Origin of the sequence: Serratia plymuthica (assembly GCF_018336935.1) — a bacterium.
Taxonomy (GTDB): Bacteria; Pseudomonadota; Gammaproteobacteria; order Enterobacterales; family Enterobacteriaceae; genus Serratia; species Serratia plymuthica_B.
The window spans coordinates 1,652,677-1,668,332 of sequence record NZ_CP068771.1; the positions used below are offsets into that span (position 1 = coordinate 1,652,677).

Annotated in this window: 18 protein-coding genes; 10 read left to right on the forward strand and 8 right to left on the reverse strand. The window is 56.0% G+C overall.

Annotated elements, in window-relative coordinates:
* Positions 1-331 precede the first annotated feature (331 nt).
* Positions 332-1,048 (forward strand): autoinducer binding domain-containing protein, encoded by a 717-nt coding sequence (locus tag JK621_RS07790; protein ID WP_212559313.1) that lies wholly within the window; start codon positions 332-334, stop codon positions 1,046-1,048.
* A 178-nt stretch (positions 1,049-1,226) separates the two neighbouring features.
* Positions 1,227-1,655, forward strand: a complete 429-nt coding sequence (locus JK621_RS07795; protein WP_212559314.1) for a universal stress protein — start codon at positions 1,227-1,229, stop codon at positions 1,653-1,655.
* 40 nt (positions 1,656-1,695) lie between these two features.
* On the opposite strand, the gene JK621_RS07800 is transcribed toward JK621_RS07795, so the two are convergent.
* The 5 genes from JK621_RS07800 to JK621_RS07820 all read right to left on the reverse strand — a co-directional run bounded on the left by JK621_RS07800 (position 1,696) and on the right by JK621_RS07820 (position 7,978).
* Positions 1,696-2,709, reverse strand: a complete 1,014-nt coding sequence (locus tag JK621_RS07800; RefSeq protein WP_212559315.1) for an Ldh family oxidoreductase — start codon at positions 2,707-2,709, stop codon at positions 1,696-1,698.
* An 18-nt stretch (positions 2,710-2,727) separates the two neighbouring features.
* Positions 2,728-4,293: an APC family permease gene (locus JK621_RS07805; RefSeq protein WP_212559316.1), complete on the reverse strand. Its 1,566-nt coding sequence runs from the start codon at positions 4,291-4,293 to the stop codon at positions 2,728-2,730.
* 44 nt (positions 4,294-4,337) lie between these two features.
* Positions 4,338-5,948 (reverse strand): aldehyde dehydrogenase (NADP(+)), encoded by a 1,611-nt coding sequence (locus JK621_RS07810; RefSeq protein ID WP_212559317.1) that lies wholly within the window; start codon positions 5,946-5,948, stop codon positions 4,338-4,340.
* Between the two features lie 56 nt (positions 5,949-6,004).
* Entirely contained in the window at positions 6,005-6,925 is a 921-nt protein-coding gene (locus tag JK621_RS07815) for a dihydrodipicolinate synthase family protein (protein ID WP_212559318.1), read from the reverse strand.
* Between the two features lie 207 nt (positions 6,926-7,132).
* The gene (locus JK621_RS07820; protein ID WP_212559319.1) at positions 7,133-7,978 is read right to left on the reverse strand and encodes an AraC family transcriptional regulator; all 846 of its coding nucleotides are present in this window, start codon (positions 7,976-7,978) and stop codon (positions 7,133-7,135) included.
* 391 nt (positions 7,979-8,369) lie between these two features.
* Between JK621_RS07820 and JK621_RS07825 the strand changes: the two genes are divergently transcribed.
* Genes JK621_RS07825 through JK621_RS07845 form a run of 5 tightly spaced genes read left to right on the forward strand, consistent with a single transcriptional unit; the run spans position 8,370 to position 12,157 of the window.
* Positions 8,370-9,317: a 4-hydroxyproline epimerase gene (locus JK621_RS07825; RefSeq protein WP_212559320.1), complete on the forward strand. Its 948-nt coding sequence runs from the start codon at positions 8,370-8,372 to the stop codon at positions 9,315-9,317.
* Complete coding sequence (locus JK621_RS07830; RefSeq protein ID WP_212559321.1) at positions 9,317-10,441, forward strand: NAD(P)/FAD-dependent oxidoreductase; 1,125 nt, start codon at positions 9,317-9,319, stop codon at positions 10,439-10,441. The genes JK621_RS07825 and JK621_RS07830 overlap by 1 nt, the downstream gene beginning before the upstream one ends.
* Positions 10,438-10,698, forward strand: coding sequence for a (2Fe-2S)-binding protein (locus JK621_RS07835; RefSeq protein ID WP_212559322.1), 261 nt, complete (start codon positions 10,438-10,440; stop codon positions 10,696-10,698). Before JK621_RS07830 ends, JK621_RS07835 begins: the two co-directional genes overlap by 4 nt.
* The gene (locus tag JK621_RS07840; protein ID WP_249337154.1) at positions 10,691-11,953 is read left to right on the forward strand and encodes an NAD(P)/FAD-dependent oxidoreductase; all 1,263 of its coding nucleotides are present in this window, start codon (positions 10,691-10,693) and stop codon (positions 11,951-11,953) included. The genes JK621_RS07835 and JK621_RS07840 overlap by 8 nt, the downstream gene beginning before the upstream one ends.
* Positions 11,954-12,001: 48 nt before the next feature.
* Positions 12,002-12,157: a hypothetical protein gene (locus JK621_RS07845; protein ID WP_212559324.1), complete on the forward strand. Its 156-nt coding sequence runs from the start codon at positions 12,002-12,004 to the stop codon at positions 12,155-12,157.
* Between the two features lie 57 nt (positions 12,158-12,214).
* On the opposite strand, the gene JK621_RS07850 is transcribed toward JK621_RS07845, so the two are convergent.
* Entirely contained in the window at positions 12,215-12,574 is a 360-nt protein-coding gene (locus tag JK621_RS07850; RefSeq protein WP_212559325.1) for a hypothetical protein, read from the reverse strand.
* Positions 12,575-12,812: 238 nt separating this feature from the next.
* Between JK621_RS07850 and JK621_RS07855 the strand changes: the two genes are divergently transcribed.
* From JK621_RS07855 to JK621_RS07865, 3 genes are all read left to right on the forward strand, one after another.
* Entirely contained in the window at positions 12,813-13,511 is a 699-nt protein-coding gene (locus JK621_RS07855; RefSeq protein ID WP_212559326.1) for an extensin-like domain-containing protein, read from the forward strand.
* Between the two features lie 269 nt (positions 13,512-13,780).
* Positions 13,781-14,140 carry a hypothetical protein gene (locus JK621_RS07860; protein ID WP_212560287.1) on the forward strand — a complete coding sequence of 120 codons (360 nt, stop codon included), beginning with the start codon at positions 13,781-13,783 and terminating at the stop codon, positions 14,138-14,140.
* A gap of 230 nt (positions 14,141-14,370) precedes the next feature.
* Positions 14,371-14,802, forward strand: a complete 432-nt coding sequence (locus JK621_RS07865) for a hypothetical protein (protein ID WP_212559327.1) — start codon at positions 14,371-14,373, stop codon at positions 14,800-14,802.
* A 15-nt stretch (positions 14,803-14,817) separates the two neighbouring features.
* On the opposite strand, the gene JK621_RS07870 is transcribed toward JK621_RS07865, so the two are convergent.
* On the reverse strand, positions 14,818-15,159 hold the full coding sequence (locus JK621_RS07870; protein ID WP_212559328.1) for a GlpM family protein: 342 nt from the start codon (positions 15,157-15,159) through the stop codon (positions 14,818-14,820).
* 106 nt (positions 15,160-15,265) lie between these two features.
* Positions 15,266-15,490, reverse strand: a complete 225-nt coding sequence (locus JK621_RS07875) for a DUF2594 family protein (protein ID WP_004942939.1) — start codon at positions 15,488-15,490, stop codon at positions 15,266-15,268.
* Positions 15,491-15,656 lie beyond the last annotated feature (166 nt).

Genomic DNA, 15,656 nt, shown 5'->3' on the forward strand with positions numbered 1-15,656 from the left:
TTTTTCTGCATTGCAGAATTCGCAAATGCTTATAATTTATTTGGATTTGGAGCGGCACCGGGTGCCTATGGCGAAGGTAATTGGCGGCGAGATGACTGTCTAACGGTAGAAGTGACAGGTTTACAATAATAGGCGGTTATGGTATTCGCGTAATTCCGGTTATTAGCCAGCGTTAAAAGCGTTATTTATTAGCGTTTGGATGACCATAGCTTCTTTTGTTATAGCCATCGTATTTTTTATACTATGAAACGGCTGTTGCAGCCCGGGCGCCCCCACTATAGTTAATGTCACTTATCGATGACCCGGTACCGCTTTCTGGAGAACGTGTTTTATGGACACCCGTATTCAGCCTTTGATGGATGCTTTACTCGGCAGTGTGCACGACCGCGAGCTTTTTTTACGCCGTCTGGAACTCTGTGCTCAGACGCTGGGCTTTGAATACTATTCCTATACCGTATTTTCATGTTACCCCGCCAGCCGGCCCAAAATGCAGATAGAAGGGAATTATCCTGCAGAATACCTGGAGGACTACCGCAAGTTGCGGGTCTATCTGCAGGATCCGGTTATCGATCAGGCTCATCATTCCACACTGCAGTTTCATTGGGACGAAGGGTTCTATCAAGACAAACCGGAGCTGTGGTGGCGTATGGCGCAGTTCGGTATCCGTGAAGGTTGGTCACAGTCGATCAAGGATTGCTACGGTCGGTTGGGTATTCTCACCTTTGCCGGCAGAAAAATCCCTGAGCAGTCGCCGCAGGCAGGTGCGCATAACGAAACCTTCTTTTTATGGCTGGCGCAGATAGCCCATAAAACGTTGCGCGAAGCATTGATATCGGTGAACGACGAGACGATCAAAGACGTGTTGACGCTGCGCGAAAAGGATATTTTACGCTGGTGCAGCGAAGGTAAAACCTCAGAGGAAATTGCCATGCTTCTGGGGTTGAGTGAAAGGACGGTGAATTTTCATATTGGTAATTCGATTAAAAAGCTGTCAGTTGCCAATAAAACCGCCGCTACGGCGAAAGCCGTGTATTTGCAGCTTATTTAACTGATGTTGAAATAATTAATCGACTAGCCGTTAACCTCGCTATGTTTATATTTTGTTAAATAGTCAATTATTCCGGCCAGGAGTTACCGGCGATCACAAAAGCGCGAGAAAGCGGTTCACGCACCTTTCTCCCGGCAGTACCCTATAGGCACCAAGGTTTACATAGAAGGGATGTAATATGTACAAGACCATATTAGTGCCGATAGATATCGAAGAAGATCTGCTGACCGAGCATGCCTTGAAGAATGTCGAGTACCTGGCGAAAATTTCCAGTGCCAAAGTGCATTTCTTCCACGCGCTGCCGGACGCTTCCGCGTTCGTTACCGCCTATTCGTTTGGCATCAAGGAGTTTGAGAATCAAGCGGAAGTAAAAGCGGTAGATAAGCTGAAGAAAATCATGTCGGAAATTGATATTCCGCTGGAACGACTGGATTACACCATCAGCTTTGGCTCCCCGCGCGATCAGGTGTTGGAATTGGCTGAGGAAATCAAAGCGGATTTGATCATCATAGGTTCGCGCCGTCCGAGCGTGAAAACCTACCTGCTGGGATCTAATGCCGCGGCGATTGTGCGCCACGCCAATATCTCGGTCATGGTGGTCAGATAATGGGTTAAGGCCCGCAGCTCAGCTTGCGGGCCTGTATCATTTAGCGGCAGAGGGCCACGATTTCTTCATACAGCGCCAGCGGCAAGGTAACGCCGTGCTGCTCGCTGTATTGCCGCATCTGAAAACGCCGCTCCCCTGGAATACGCGCCCCTTGCGCGGACATATCGGCGAACAAGGCTTCTGCTCTGGCAAAATGAACCTCTTTGTCGGCCCCCATAAAACGATCGGGATCCATAGCGATAAACAATTCGCCGCCGTAAGGAGAGGAGCCGGTCTGCCGATCGTAGGCCAGCGACTCCTTACTGGTCATATCGCCAATCAACGGCCCGGCGAGCAGCTCGACCATTGCCGCCAGCGCGGATCCCTTATGGCCGCCAAAGGCCAGCATCGCACCCTGCAACACGCTGGCCGGATCGGTCGAAGGCTGCCCTTGCTCATCAAGGCCCCATCCTTCGGGCAACTGTGTGCCGGCGCGGCGGTGCAACTCGATTTCGCCGCGTGCCGCGGCGCTGGTGGCCATATCAAAGATAAAGGGTGGGCGTTGCGGGCGCGGCCAGCCAAAGGCGATAGGGTTGGTGCCGAACAACGGACGGGTTCCCCCGGCGGGGGTGACCCAGGCATGGCTGGGTGTGCATGCCAGTGCCACCAGCCCTTGCTCGGTTAAGGGTTCAATATCGGCCCACAGGGCGGAAAAATGCACACAGTGGTTAATGGCCAGCGCCGCTATGCCGTTAGCGCGCACTTTGTCGACAAAAGCAGGCAGTGCGCGGCGATAAGCCAGCAGCGAAAAACCGTCGTTAGCGTTCACCCGCAGGATCGCCGGAGCGCTGTCGATAAGCACTGGAACGGCGCTGGCGGACACCTTGCCGGCCAGCAGCGAGCGCACGCAGCCAAGCACCCGATATAGACCGTGCGAGGCACAACCATCACGTTCACCGGCGGTCACATTCTGCGCGACGGCGTCGGCATGTTCAGCGCTGAAACCGTTGCTGCGCAGTGCGCGCAGCGCGAGATGATAGGCCTCGCTCAGCGACAGAGTCTGGGTTTGCGTCATGAGATTTCTCCTTTGCGGCTACTCTTCTTCATCACCGTCGAAGTTCGCCTTGGGCAAACAGGTACAGGCACCCCAGTAGTAAATCACCAGCGCAATGACCGCTACCGTAAGGGTATCCCACGGGTGGCCCAGGGCATTGATACCGCCAAAGCTACCGAGATAGGACGTCACAATAATCAGCGCGTAAAAGCCGATCAGCCACAGTGAGGACCAAATCTGCTGCCGCAGGCTGACGGCATGGGTAGGCACCTTGTTTTTGAACAGGATATAGACCACGAACATCAGGATTTGCAGACCAAGCAGCCAGGAAACGGTGTTCCATCCGGACCAGTAAACGATAAGTGCCGAGATGATGAATGATACCGGGCCGAGCACGCAAAACCCCCGAACGAAGAACGGGCGAGGCAGGTCCGGCGCATTACGCCGCAGGCCGGCGGCGGTGACGGGCGCAATGGCGTAACTCAGTACCAGAGCGGCGGACACTACGCCGATCAGCTTCTCCCAGGAGGGGAAAGGCAGCGTCCAGAAGATCGACAGACCAAAGGTCAGCCACAGCGCAGGGCGCGGAATGCCGGACTCCCCGTCGACGCGGGTAAAGATTTTAAAGAAGGTCCCGGCGCGCGCCCAGCCGTAGATCACCCGCGGCGTGGCATTCATATAGATATTGCCGGTGCCGCTCGGCGAGATAATCGCATCGCTCACCACCAGGAACGCCAGCCAGCCCATGCCCAGCGTGATGGCGATATCGCGATAGGGCAGTGAGAATTGCTGGCTGATACCGGCCCAGCCGCCACTCAACATTTCGCCGGGAATGCTGCCGAGGAAAGCGACCTGCAACAGCACGTAGATGATGGTGGACAGTACCACCGAGAGGATCAGCGCGATGGGAATCGTACGCTGTGGGTTTTGCACCTCACTGGCGACCGAGATAATCGGCGTCAGGCCGAGGTAAGCGAAGATAATCCCGCCTGCCGATATGGCCGCCTCTACCCCGGCGGAACCAAAGGGAGCAAAGCCCTGACTGTACAAATTTTCGGGTTTGAAGAAGTTGAACAGCACCACGATCACCAACAGCGGCACCACGAATTTAATCACGCTGATCAGGTTGTTGGATTTGGCAAAGGTTTTGACGCTGTAGTAGTTAAGGGCGAAGAAGAAGCACAGCAGTATCAGTTGCACGACCCAACCTATCAGCGTCGGGTCGCCGGATCCGGGCTGGCTCAGAAAGGGAAACCAGGCGGCGGCGTACTGGCGGGCGGCGACGATCTCAATCGATATCAGACTGGAGAAGGCGATCAGGGTGATAAAACCCAACAGATAGCCCATCAGTTCGCCATGGGAAAATACCGGATAGCGGATGATGCCACCGGCGCGTGGCAGAGCAGCGCCCAGTTCGCAATAAACAATGCCGAGCAGCAAAACGGCCAGGCCGCCGATAAGCCAGGAGTAAATGCCCGCAGGGCCGGCAATGGAGGAGACGTGGCTGGCGGCAAATAGCCAGCCGGAACCAAATATAGCGCCCAGACCAATAAACGTCAGATCGGTGAGCGTAAGCTGCTTCTTGAATTTGCCTTGGGTTGTCATGGGGTTACCCTCTTGTTATTTGATGGCATTCAGATACGGCCTGGCTAGTCATTGGCAGAGAAAGTAATGGGATCCCGGGTATAGATGCCGTTAACCAGCCGCAACAGGCCAAGTGGGTTGCTGTCTTGCAACTGCGGGGGGAGTAACGCCGCCGGGTAATTCTGTAGGCAGACCGGGCGCAGAAAACGTTCGATGGCCAGCGTGCCTACCGACGTGCCGCGAGCATCGCTGGTCGCCGGATAAGGGCCGCCGTGCACCATGGCGTCACAGACTTCGACTCCGGTGGGATACCCGTTGAACAGTACCCGCCCGGCTTTGCGAGTCAGCAATTGGGCCAGCGGTGCCGCGTCGGTTTGATCATCCTCCTCCGCCAGCAGGGTGGCGGTCAGTTGCCCTTGCAGGCTTTCCAGCACGTCGGCCAGTTGACGGTTGTCTTCCACCGCCACCAGGACGGCCACCGGACCAAAAACTTCCTCCTGCAGCAAAGGGTTGCCGCTCAGCAGCAGGTTGACGTCGGCCTGATAAAGCTGCGGAGCGGCCAGATGCGGTTGCTGCTCGCGGTTGCCGGCCAGATGGCGAATGCCCGGCACCTCTTCGAGCGCTTTTAATCCGCTGCGGTAATGTGCCAGCGTGCCGGCATTCAGCATCGGCTGAGGTGCGGCGGCGTTTACCCACGTATTTAACTCGTGAATCAGCCGGCTGAATGCCGCACCTTGTTGGCCGAGGATCAACCCCGGCTTGGTGCAGAACTGGCCGCACCCCTGGGTGAATGAGGCAACCAGTTCCTGAGCGATTTTCTGCCCGCGCCGGGCCAGCGCCTGGGGCATCACGATCAGCGGGTTAATGCTCGACATTTCGGCAAACACCGGAATAGGTTGTGGGCGGCGCATGGCCAGATCGAACAAGGCTCTGCCGCCCCGCAGCGAACCGGTAAAGCCCACAGCCTGGATCGCCGGGTGCTGTACCAGCTCGGCGCCAATGCGATCGCCGTAAATCATGTTGAACACTCCTGCCGGGATTTGCAGTTGCTCCCGGGCCCGTTCAATCGCCTGCGCGGTCAGTTCTGCGGTGATCATATGGCCACCGTGCGCTTTGAAAACTACCGGGCAACCCGCAGCCAACGCGGCCGCCGTGTCCCCACCTGCGGTGGAGAACGCCAGCGGGAAATTGCTGGCGCCGAACACCGCTACCGGGCCGATAGCGGTACGATACTGCCGCAGATCCGGGCGCGGTAATGGCGTTCGCTGTGGCAGAGCGCAATCTATGCGTGCGCCGTGCATATCGCCGCGACGCAACAGCGTGGCGAATAATCGCATCTGACCGCTGGTTCTGGCGCGTTCACCGCTCAGGCGAGCCAATGGCAGGGCGGTTTCCTGCATGGCGAACGCGAAGAAATCCTCCTCCAGCGCGTCCAGCTGATCGGCAATGGCGTCAAGAAACGCCGCCCGGCGCTCGGCGCCGATTTGCGAATAGGCGGTGAAGGCCTGCGCGGCGGCCTCGGCAGCGGCTGCGGCTTCAGCGGCGGTGGCCTGATGGAAACGGTGGCCGGTTGGCCGGCCGTTATCGGCACGCAGGCTGACCAGCGTAGCTTCCCCGCTGGCGCGGCGTTTGCCGCCGATAAACTGTTGGCCGCTGATGGTATAGATATTGGGCATGTATCCCCCATGAGAAAAATGAGAATGCCCGGCAGAGGGCCGGGCGAAGATGGCGATTAAAGGCCGACGTCCGGCAGCTCGGGGCGGTTTGCCTGTGCTTTTTTGACTACCGCGGTGACCTCCGCCAAGGTGTCGCCTTGCAGCGCCAGGCGCGGGGGACGGGTAATGGCGCTGCCGCGGCCCACCAGCTCTTCACACAGCTTGATGCACTGCACCAGATCCGGCCGCGCATCGAGGTGCAGCAGCGGCATAAACCAACGGTATAGCGACAGCGCTTCTTCAAAGCGTTTTTGCTTCGCCAGGCGGAACAGCGTTTCGCCTTCACGCGGGAAGGCGTTGGACATCCCGGATATCCAACCTTCGGCCCCGACAGCGATGCTTTCGAGCACCACATCATCCAGCCCGGCGAACAGGACGAAGCGATCGCCAACCTCGTTGCGCAGATCGATAAAGCGGCGGGTGTCGCCGGAAGAGTCTTTGAAACACACGATGTTTTCGCAATCGACCAGCGAGGTCAGAATGTCGGGCGTTACGTCGTTTTTATAAATGGGCGGGTTGTTGTAGACCATGATCGGCAGATCGGTGGCGGTGGCGACGCTGCGAAAGTGCGTGGCGGTTTCGTGCGGTTTGGCGGAGTAAACCAGGGCCGGCATCACCATAATGCCGTCGACACCGACTTTCTGGGCTTCGCGCGCCATATTGCGCGCAAAGGCCGTCGTGAATTCGGCGATGCCGGCGATCACCGGCACCTTGCCTTGGGCCGCATCCCGCGCTACCTCAATGACTGACAGCTTTTCCTGTACCGTCAATGACGTGTTTTCGCCGACGGTGCCGCACACCACCAGACCTGAAACGCCGTCCTCGACCAGGTTTTTGATCACCGTATGAGTGGCGTCGAGATCCAGAGAGAAATCACTGCGGAACTGGGTGCTGACCGCCGGGAACACGCCGCTCCATTTAATGGCTTTATGACTCATAGTGTTTATCCTGTCGTCCAAGTTTGTTAATCGATGGTGAATTATTGGTGAAGTCCAACCACAGATTGACCTGTATTGTTCGCAGGGGCTTGACGGTTTTCGCCGAATGCCACGACGAAATTGGCACAGTGGCGCAGATCATCGGGCGGCAAAAAACCTGAGGGTTCTTCCGCCGAGAAAAGAGGTATGAGTATTAATATCAGAGGGTTAATTGGTTACCGTTAGCCGAAAATCGCGCGGCGTCAAGCCGGTCATCGACTTGAACTGACGGCTGAAAGCGCTGTGATCGGTATAGCCGCATTGCAGGGCAATGTCGGTGATGGGCAAATCACCGGCCAGCAATTCGGTCGCTTTTTCCAACCGAACCTTGTGGATCATCTGGCGCGGCGTAAGGTGAAAAATGCGTTTGCAGTAGCGTTCTATTTGCGCCACGGAAAGTGCGGTGAGCACCGTTAGCTCTTCGAGGGCGATCGGCCGGGCGTAATGCTGGCGTATATAGACGTCGATGGCAGCCAGCCGTTGATAGGCCGGGTGGTTGGCCTTGGCCTCCTGCAGATCATGCGAGATGCCCGCCATGCCGATGATTTTGCCCTGTGCGTCGTACAGCGCCAGCTTTTGCGTCAGGCACCAGCCGGTTTCCCGGCCGTTATACAGATGCATTTCCAACTGATCCTGAATCAGTACCCCGTGGCGCAGCACCCGGAGATCCTGCTCGGTGTAACCTGAGCCAAGCTGGGCGGGAAAGACGTCCGCCGAGGTCTTTCCCAGCAATGGCATGACGGTTTTAAACCCACAGCGCTTGGCCAGCGTCAGATTTGCCAACAGGTAACGCGCCTGCGCATCCTTGATAAAGAACACCACGTTGGGAATGGCATTGAGCAGCGGGGCGATCAGCGCCAGCGAGTTCAGCAATTCGTGCAGGTTGTTAGGGCGCTGTTGCGCCAGGCCATCGCACAGCCGGGACAGCTGCTCTACGGCGAATACGTCATCTTCCTGCTCATCTGTTGCGGGCTGAGGAGAAGTAACAACCTGATGGTCATGGGCCAATCGCATAGCAATACCTTCCCCCGCTGTTTGACACCGAACCTGAGGCGGCTCGGACAGGCCATTCTTGGCGCCGTTAATCAATATTAACTTTCTGATAACTTTTCAAGCGCAGCTGCCAAATATGCGCATTGCCGCATACTTTTTCTTTTTGCCGCGCAGTTTTTAGCAAGGAAAACGGCTGTCTCCTCGCAGTTTCAGAAATAGCATATCAATAACATAATGATAAATAAGTCATTCTTATGGCCGCTTTAACAGGGTTATGCGGCATGGGCTAAACGCTGCGGCGTGCATTGTGCTGATTTCTGCATTTACCGCGCCGAAATGCATCAAGCTCTCATCGGCGTATTCGGTCAGGCTAAGGCTATAGGTAACACGTTATTAACCCCTGGAGACTCCGATGGCAATTTCTTCGCATTTCACCGTACTGCGGGCGATCGATTCCCACACCGCAGGGGAACCCACCCGATTGATTATTGAGGGGTTCCCCGATCTGGGCAGCGGCAGTATGGCGGAGCGCAAGGCGTTGTTTGCGCAGCAGTATGACGACTGGCGAAGCGCCGTGATTCTGGAGCCCCGTGGCAATGACGTGCTGGTGGGGGCATTGCTGTGCCAACCCTGTTCACCGCAGGCCACCGCCGGGGTGATTTTCTTCAACAACGCCGGCTATCTGGGCATGTGCGGCCACGGGACTATTGGGTTGGTTGCCTCGCTGGCCTACCTGGGGCGGATTAGCGCAGGGGAGCATTTGATTGAAACCCCTGTCGGCACGGTGAGTGCCACGTTGCATCAAGATGGTAGCGTCACGGTGGAAAACGTGCCCGCCTATCGTTTTCGTCACCAAGTGTCGGTTGAGGTGAAGGGCTATGGCGCGGTGACGGGTGACATCGCCTGGGGGGGAAACTGGTTTTTCCTGATTGCCGAGCATCCTTTGGTCATCAACATGCAAAATCTGGAGGCGCTAACCGCCTTTTGCTGGGCGGTGCGCCAGGCGCTGGAGCTGGCGGGAGTTTATGGGGAAGACGGCGGTGTTATCGATCATATTGAACTGTTCGCCGCCGACCCGCAGGCTGACAGCCGCAACTTCGTGCTATGCCCCGGCAAGGCCTACGATCGCTCGCCTTGTGGTACCGGCACCAGCGCCAAGCTGGCTTGTCTGGCGGCCGACGGCAAATTGCAGCCGGATGAGGTCTGGCGCCAGGCGAGCGTGATAGGTAGCGAGTTCAGCGGTTATTACCGTCGTAATGGCGATCGCATAACCCCTTTTATTCGCGGGCAAGCGTACGTTTGTGCCGACAGCCGATTATTGCTGGATGAGAATGACCCCTTCGCCTGGGGGATCCGCTAATGGTCACCGGCAGATGCGCGGAGGCGATAGTGGTGGGTGCCGGCATTATCGGTGCGGCCTGTGCCTGGCGGCTGGCGCAGGAAGGGTATCAGGTCTTGCTGGTGGATAATCAGCGCCCTGGCGCAACGGCGGCAGGTATGGGGCACCTGGTCTGCATGGATGATAACCCCGCGGAATTGGCCCTAAGCGCTTATTCGTCGCAATTGTGGCGCGAAGTGGTGGATCGCATGCCGGAAAGCTGCGCCTGGCGCGGTTGCGGCACGCTCTGGTTAGCGGAGCGGGAAGATGAAATGGCGATTGCCGAACTGAAACAGCGGCGAATGGCGGAATATGGCGTGCTCAGTGAGACGCTCAGTGCTGCGCAGGTTACCCGCCTTGAGCCGATGCTGCGGCCCGGTCTGGCGGGCGGGTTGCGGGTGCCGGGCGATGGCATCCTGTATGCACCCAACGTTGCCCGCTGGTTGCAAACCGATGCGGGAACGGCGATCAGTGTGATTGCCGGCGAGGCGGTCATGCTGGAGGAGCAAAGGGTAGTGCTGGCCAGTGGTGAGCGCCTGACGGCATCCGTAGTGGTGCTTGCCTGCGGCCTCCAGGCCGATCGGCTGTTGGCGCAACCGTTGCTGAAAGCCAAAAAAGGGCACTTGGCGATCACCGATCGCTACCCACAACAGGTGCGCCATCAATTGGTTGAGCTGGGTTATGGCGCCAGTGCGCACGCCTGCGACGGCACTTCAGTGGCGTTTAACGTTCAGGCGCGCCCGACGGGCCAATTGCTGATCGGTTCTTCCCGCCAATTTGGCGCCTCAGACACCGACATAGATATGCCTATACTGGCGGCGATGCTGGCGCGCGCCCACACCTTTTTGCCCACCTTGGCGCAACTGAATATTATCCGCTGCTGGACCGGCCTGCGCGCCGCTTCGGCCGATGGTTTGCCGCTATTGGGGCCGCACCCGCAGCACTCCTGGTTATGGCTGGCATTGGGGCATGAGGGGTTGGGGGTGACGACCGCATTGGGCAGCGCTGCGCTGATTGCGGCGCAGATCCAGAATCACCGGCCAGCCATTGACGACACTCCCTATCTTGCTGCGCGGATGTTTGGCTCGGAGGTATTATCGGTATGAGCCAGAAGGATAATTTGCTGACCCTAATAATCGAGGGAGAAAACTTGCGCGTGCCGGAGGGCATCAGCGTGGCAGCGGCCCTTAGCCTGAGCGGGCAGGATCGTTGCCGTCACTCGGTCAGCCAACTGCCGCGAGCGCCGTTTTGTGGCATGGGTATCTGCCAGGAGTGTCGCGTCACGGTGAATGGCCTGCGGCGGCTGGCGTGCCAGACCCTGTGTCAACCAGGGATGCGTATTGAGAGGATCGATAATGAGTAATCTGACGTGCGATGTGCTGATTATCGGCGGAGGGCCGGCGGGGTTAGCGGCAGCCCGCGCCGCTGCTCAAAGTGGCCAGTCGGTGCTGGTGTTGGATGATAATCCCCGGCCAGGCGGACAAATTTGGCGCGATGGGCCGGGAGTCGTATTGCCGGTGCTTGCGCAGCAGTATCGGCAGGCAGTGGCGGCGCTGAATAACGTGACGTTACTGAACGCCGTTAAGATCGTGGCTCACTGCGGGCCGCGGCAAATTCTCTATGAAAGCGAGTTGGGCAGTGGGCTCGTCGATTATCAACGGTTGATCTTGTGCTGCGGCGCACGGGAGCTTCTGCTGCCGTTTCCCGGTTGGACGCTGCCGGGGGTGACCGGTGCCGGTGGGTTGCAAGCGCAAATAAAGCAAGGTCTGCAAATCAAAGGGGAGCGGGTGGTGATTGCAGGCAGCGGGCCGTTGCTGTTGGCGGTGGCCGATAGCGTTGCCAAAGCCGGCGGCGAAGTGGTGTTGCTGGCGGAGCAAGCTTCCGTCCGGCAGTTGGCGGAATTTGCCGGTGGGCTGTGGCGCTGGCCGACGAAGCTACGCCAGTCATTGACCCTGCTAAATCGACGTTATCGCCCTGACAGCTATGTGCTGGAGGCGCTGGGTGGACAACGGCTGGAGGCGGTGCGGGTTCGGCAGGGCAGGCGAGTAGTGATACTGCCTTGCGATCGACTGGCCTGCGGTTTTGGTCTGGTGGCGAATATCGAACTGGCGATGCTCCTGGGGTGTCGAATGTTCAATCATGCGGTGGCCGTGGACGAACAGCAGCAAACCAGTCTGCCGCAGGTTTATGCTGCCGGAGACTGTACCGGCGTTGGTGGCAGCGAGTTGGCGCTCGTTGAGGGAGCCATCGCAGGCTATGCCGCAACCGGCAATCTGGAACAGGCGCAGGCATTACGGGTACAGCGTGATAAGTGGCGGCATTTCGCTGGAGCGGTAGAACGCGCCTTTACGCTAAACCCTGCTCTGAAAGCGTTGCCGATGCCCAACACGCTGTTGTGCCGCTGCGAGGATGTACCGCTGGGACAGGTCCGCGAGTTCTCTGGCTGGTCGGCGGCCAAGTTGGGTAGCCGCTGCGGCATGGGAGCTTGCCAGGGCAAAATTTGCGCGACGGCGGCACGTCACCTTTTTGGTTGGCCGTTGGAGGCTCCACGGATCCCATTGACGCCGGCCAGAACAGAAACGCTGGTGCGGCTTGGGCGCGCCGAGAGCGACGGATAAGCATGCTACACTCAGGCATAATAACCAGAGAAATCGGGTGGGCAAAGGATGACAAATGCACTGATAACGCTGGCGCTATGTCTGTTGCTGATGCCGCTGTTGCTATGGCTGATTGGCCGTGCTTTATCGACTGCAAAGGATAAAAAACCAGAGGGGGAGAAACCTAAACCCAAGACTGGCATGCCGCATGGTGATGATCAATAACGTCCGGTTACCGGCGGGGTGGCTGGGTTCGGCATGCCGAACCCGTTGACTGCGCTGTTAGTACTGTGGCCAGTAATAGGTTTTTTCGTGCCAGCCTTTGCCATACATGCAGGCTTCGATAGTCGCCGAGCGGGCGGCTTCATTGCGATCATTCTGCACCGTTTTGAACGAGGGCTGTTTTTCGTAACGGTAACCTTCCGGGCAATCCTTCTTGTCTTTTTTACAACTTTTGTATTGGTTTTCGTAGGCAAACTCAAAATCTCTCACCATATCTGGCGGAAAACGTTCATACCCCTTGCCTTTGCATTCGGCATATTCCGCATCGCGGGTGGCGGCGCCAGCGCCGGGTTTTTCCCATTGGGTGCAGGCGGTCAATGTCAAGAATGGCAAAATAATCAAAAAATTATATGTCTTCATGGTCTCCCTAACTCTTTCTGTCGTCCTAAATGCACGTGCTAAGAATCATCCTAGGCAACGCAAGGCAGGAGTGTAATAAACGGGTGTTAAAATTGGAAATGATAATGGTTATTGTTTAGGTAAGATTGAGGTTACTCTGGCGGAGCCCATAGATTCTGCCTTACAGATCGCAGCCAACAACTCTGCGGCCTGTAAGGCGTGGGGTATATACTGATGCTTTGGCTAAGGGGGAAATGGCATGCGACGTACGCTCGTTTTACTTTCGGTATTACTGGCGTTGGCCTTGTTGTTCCCCTGGGCAAGCCGTTATCTGCCACCCGGTTATAACCCTTTCGTTCCTTTGACGCTGGACGATCCTCCAACCCTGGTCACACGCCTTAAACTGCGGTTGTTGGCCAATGATCCTGCAGCCTGCATGGCCATTCTGACTCGGGCCAGAGACGCGGGGCGTATAAGTTTTAGCCTGCCTGGCGACAGTCAGGGCGAATGCCCGCTGGTTGCGCCGGTGCAGGTGCAAAATTTTGGTGAGGTACGTCTCAGTTCCAGTTTTCTTGCCAGTTGCCCGCTGGCGTTAAGCAGCGCAATGTTCGTTGGGCAAATCGCCGAGCCGCAGGCGCAACGGCAGTTTGGTGTAAGGCTGGTGCGTATTGATCATCTTGGCAGCTACGCCTGTCGAAATATCTATCATCGACCGGTGGGAAGGCTTAGCGAGCACGCCACTGCGGAGGCTTGGGATATTGCCGGTTTTCGGCTGGCGAATGGCAAGCGGCTAACAATATTGCGAAACTGGCCAGAACAAAGCTCCGCAGGAAGTTATTTGAGAACGTTGTTCGAAGAAGGATGTGGTTTTTTTGGCAGCGCCTTAGGCCCGGAATATAACGCCGCTCACGCAAATCACTTTCACTTTGGTATGCGGGGATACGGGCTGTGCAGATGAATATTAATGACGAAAACGAACAATAACTAATTAATGTTATTTGGTTATAATTTCCTTGCTAAGTTTTTTTGTGATTTCTTGGTGGGTATGATTTTAAGATTTTTACCTAAAGAGTCCGTTTTATTATTGGCTGTGTAAGGTTTTTTTAAATGCTGAATTGATATGTGAAAATTTATCCAGTTCTTCAAACCGAGAATAATTAAAACTATTATTCGGATGGCTCGTAATGCGATTGCAATTCACCTATAAATTTTTTAGATTCAGGAGCGATGAATGATTTGCATGATAATGAAGGCGTGAAAAGGGAGTTTTATTTCTTGAATAGACCTGAAATACCTAAAAGTGATGATAAATTTTCTTCATTATCAGTCGATTGTGTTCGGTTGAAAAGTCTTTCCGACGTTGGCGATGGGTTCGGTTATGGCCGTACCCGTTTTTATCAATGGTGCCGGGGGCGCGGTTTTCTTACTTTGATGAATGCGCCTTCCCCAGAGATGATCAGCCGAGGATACATGGTGACCGGGCTGTCGGAAAGCGGCTACCCGCGGGTGTATGTCACTGAGGCCGGATTTAACTATGTAGGGGGAGTTTTTCAAGATGATATCAAGAAACGCATGATTAAATTTTAAATTAATCTCGGAAAAATCCTATCCATTTCAAGACAATAACCAAGATTTTTCTTAGGGTTTATGTGGTCTTTTTTGCTCATTGCCGCTATGGGCAGTGAAATACGTTTTGCGCCGCGTATCTTCCCAGCCTATTGGAAGTTATCCTATTTTTCTATTGTTCACGCGCGGCTGCTACTGTTGCGGCCTATTCTCTTGCTACTATAAAGATTGGTTTTTTCCGGGAGCACAGGATGAAGCATTACGTCGCATTATTTATTACAACCTTACTGCTGTCTGGCTGCGCCACGCAGGCGGTTCCGCCGCAACAGGCTGAGTTGCCGCCGCCCAGCCGATTGATGCTTTATCAGAGCGTACCGCAAACGCCTTATGCCACAGTGGTGGTGGTGCGAGACAGCGGAATGTTGGCAGGGAGTTGCCGCACCGGGGTTTATATCAACGGGGAATTTGCGGCATCGCTGGCGTCAAAAGAGAAGGCCGAGTTCCGGGTGCCTGTGGGGAACAACGAAGTTAGCATCGGGCAGGATATGATCGAAAATAGTCTGTGCATCTGGCGCGATACCAGCGGGCGGTTACCGATGACGCTGCGCGCCGGTGAGAGCCGTTACTTCCGTATTGCGGGCGATATGCAACGCGGCTTTGTACTGCAGGCCGGCAGGCCGTGATCAGGCGGGGCGCAGTCAGCGCCCCTGCCACCATCCCCACAGAGTAATCAATAGCCACGCCGCAGCAATCCAGCACAACACCGCCGCACCCAGTGCCCAAGACAGCCTCATGCTGTTGACAAATAAATACAACGAGATCAGATACACCAGATAGGGCAGAACCGCCCACATGCCAAAAATCAGCGTGGTTTTCAGCGCTTCGATCGAGCGTTCGCTGCCGACAATGTAATGGGCAATCAATGCAAAGGTGGGAAACAGCGGCACCAGGCCGGCGATGTAGTAACTGCGGCTTTTAGCCAGCAGGCCGATTAAAATTACTACCAAAGCGCCGATCAGCGCTTTAACGAGGATGCCCATAGGTTTCTCTGGCGTAAATAAAAATACACTGCCCGAAAAATGTTGGGAGATCAATCACTCGCGAAGAAACGGGCCTGCGGGAACGGCAGGCCGGATGGACGGCAGCTTACTGACGGTAAGCGTGCTTAATTTGTTGGATACTGTTTTTAAAGATTTCGGCCTGGGCCGGGTCTTCAATCTGTGCGATAAAGCGTTCCATTTTGATAATGACTTTCCCGGCATCCGCCTGACCGATCGATTTCAGGATCAGTGTCAGCGTTGCTTTAAGACAGGCGACTTCTGTCGCCAGCGTTTCCGGGTTTGCAGACGTAGTGAAGTCAACGTTGCTCATTTTCTCTCCTGATTTTTTGGGCCTTAGCCTGAAACAATATGCATTTTGATGCGCATCAGCATCAATTTCATTCACTCTGGCATGCAGATGCGTATTTATCTGGGCGCGGAGTATAGCATAGCATCCGATATCCATCTGCACAGATAGCGCTGGAAACGTGCCCTTC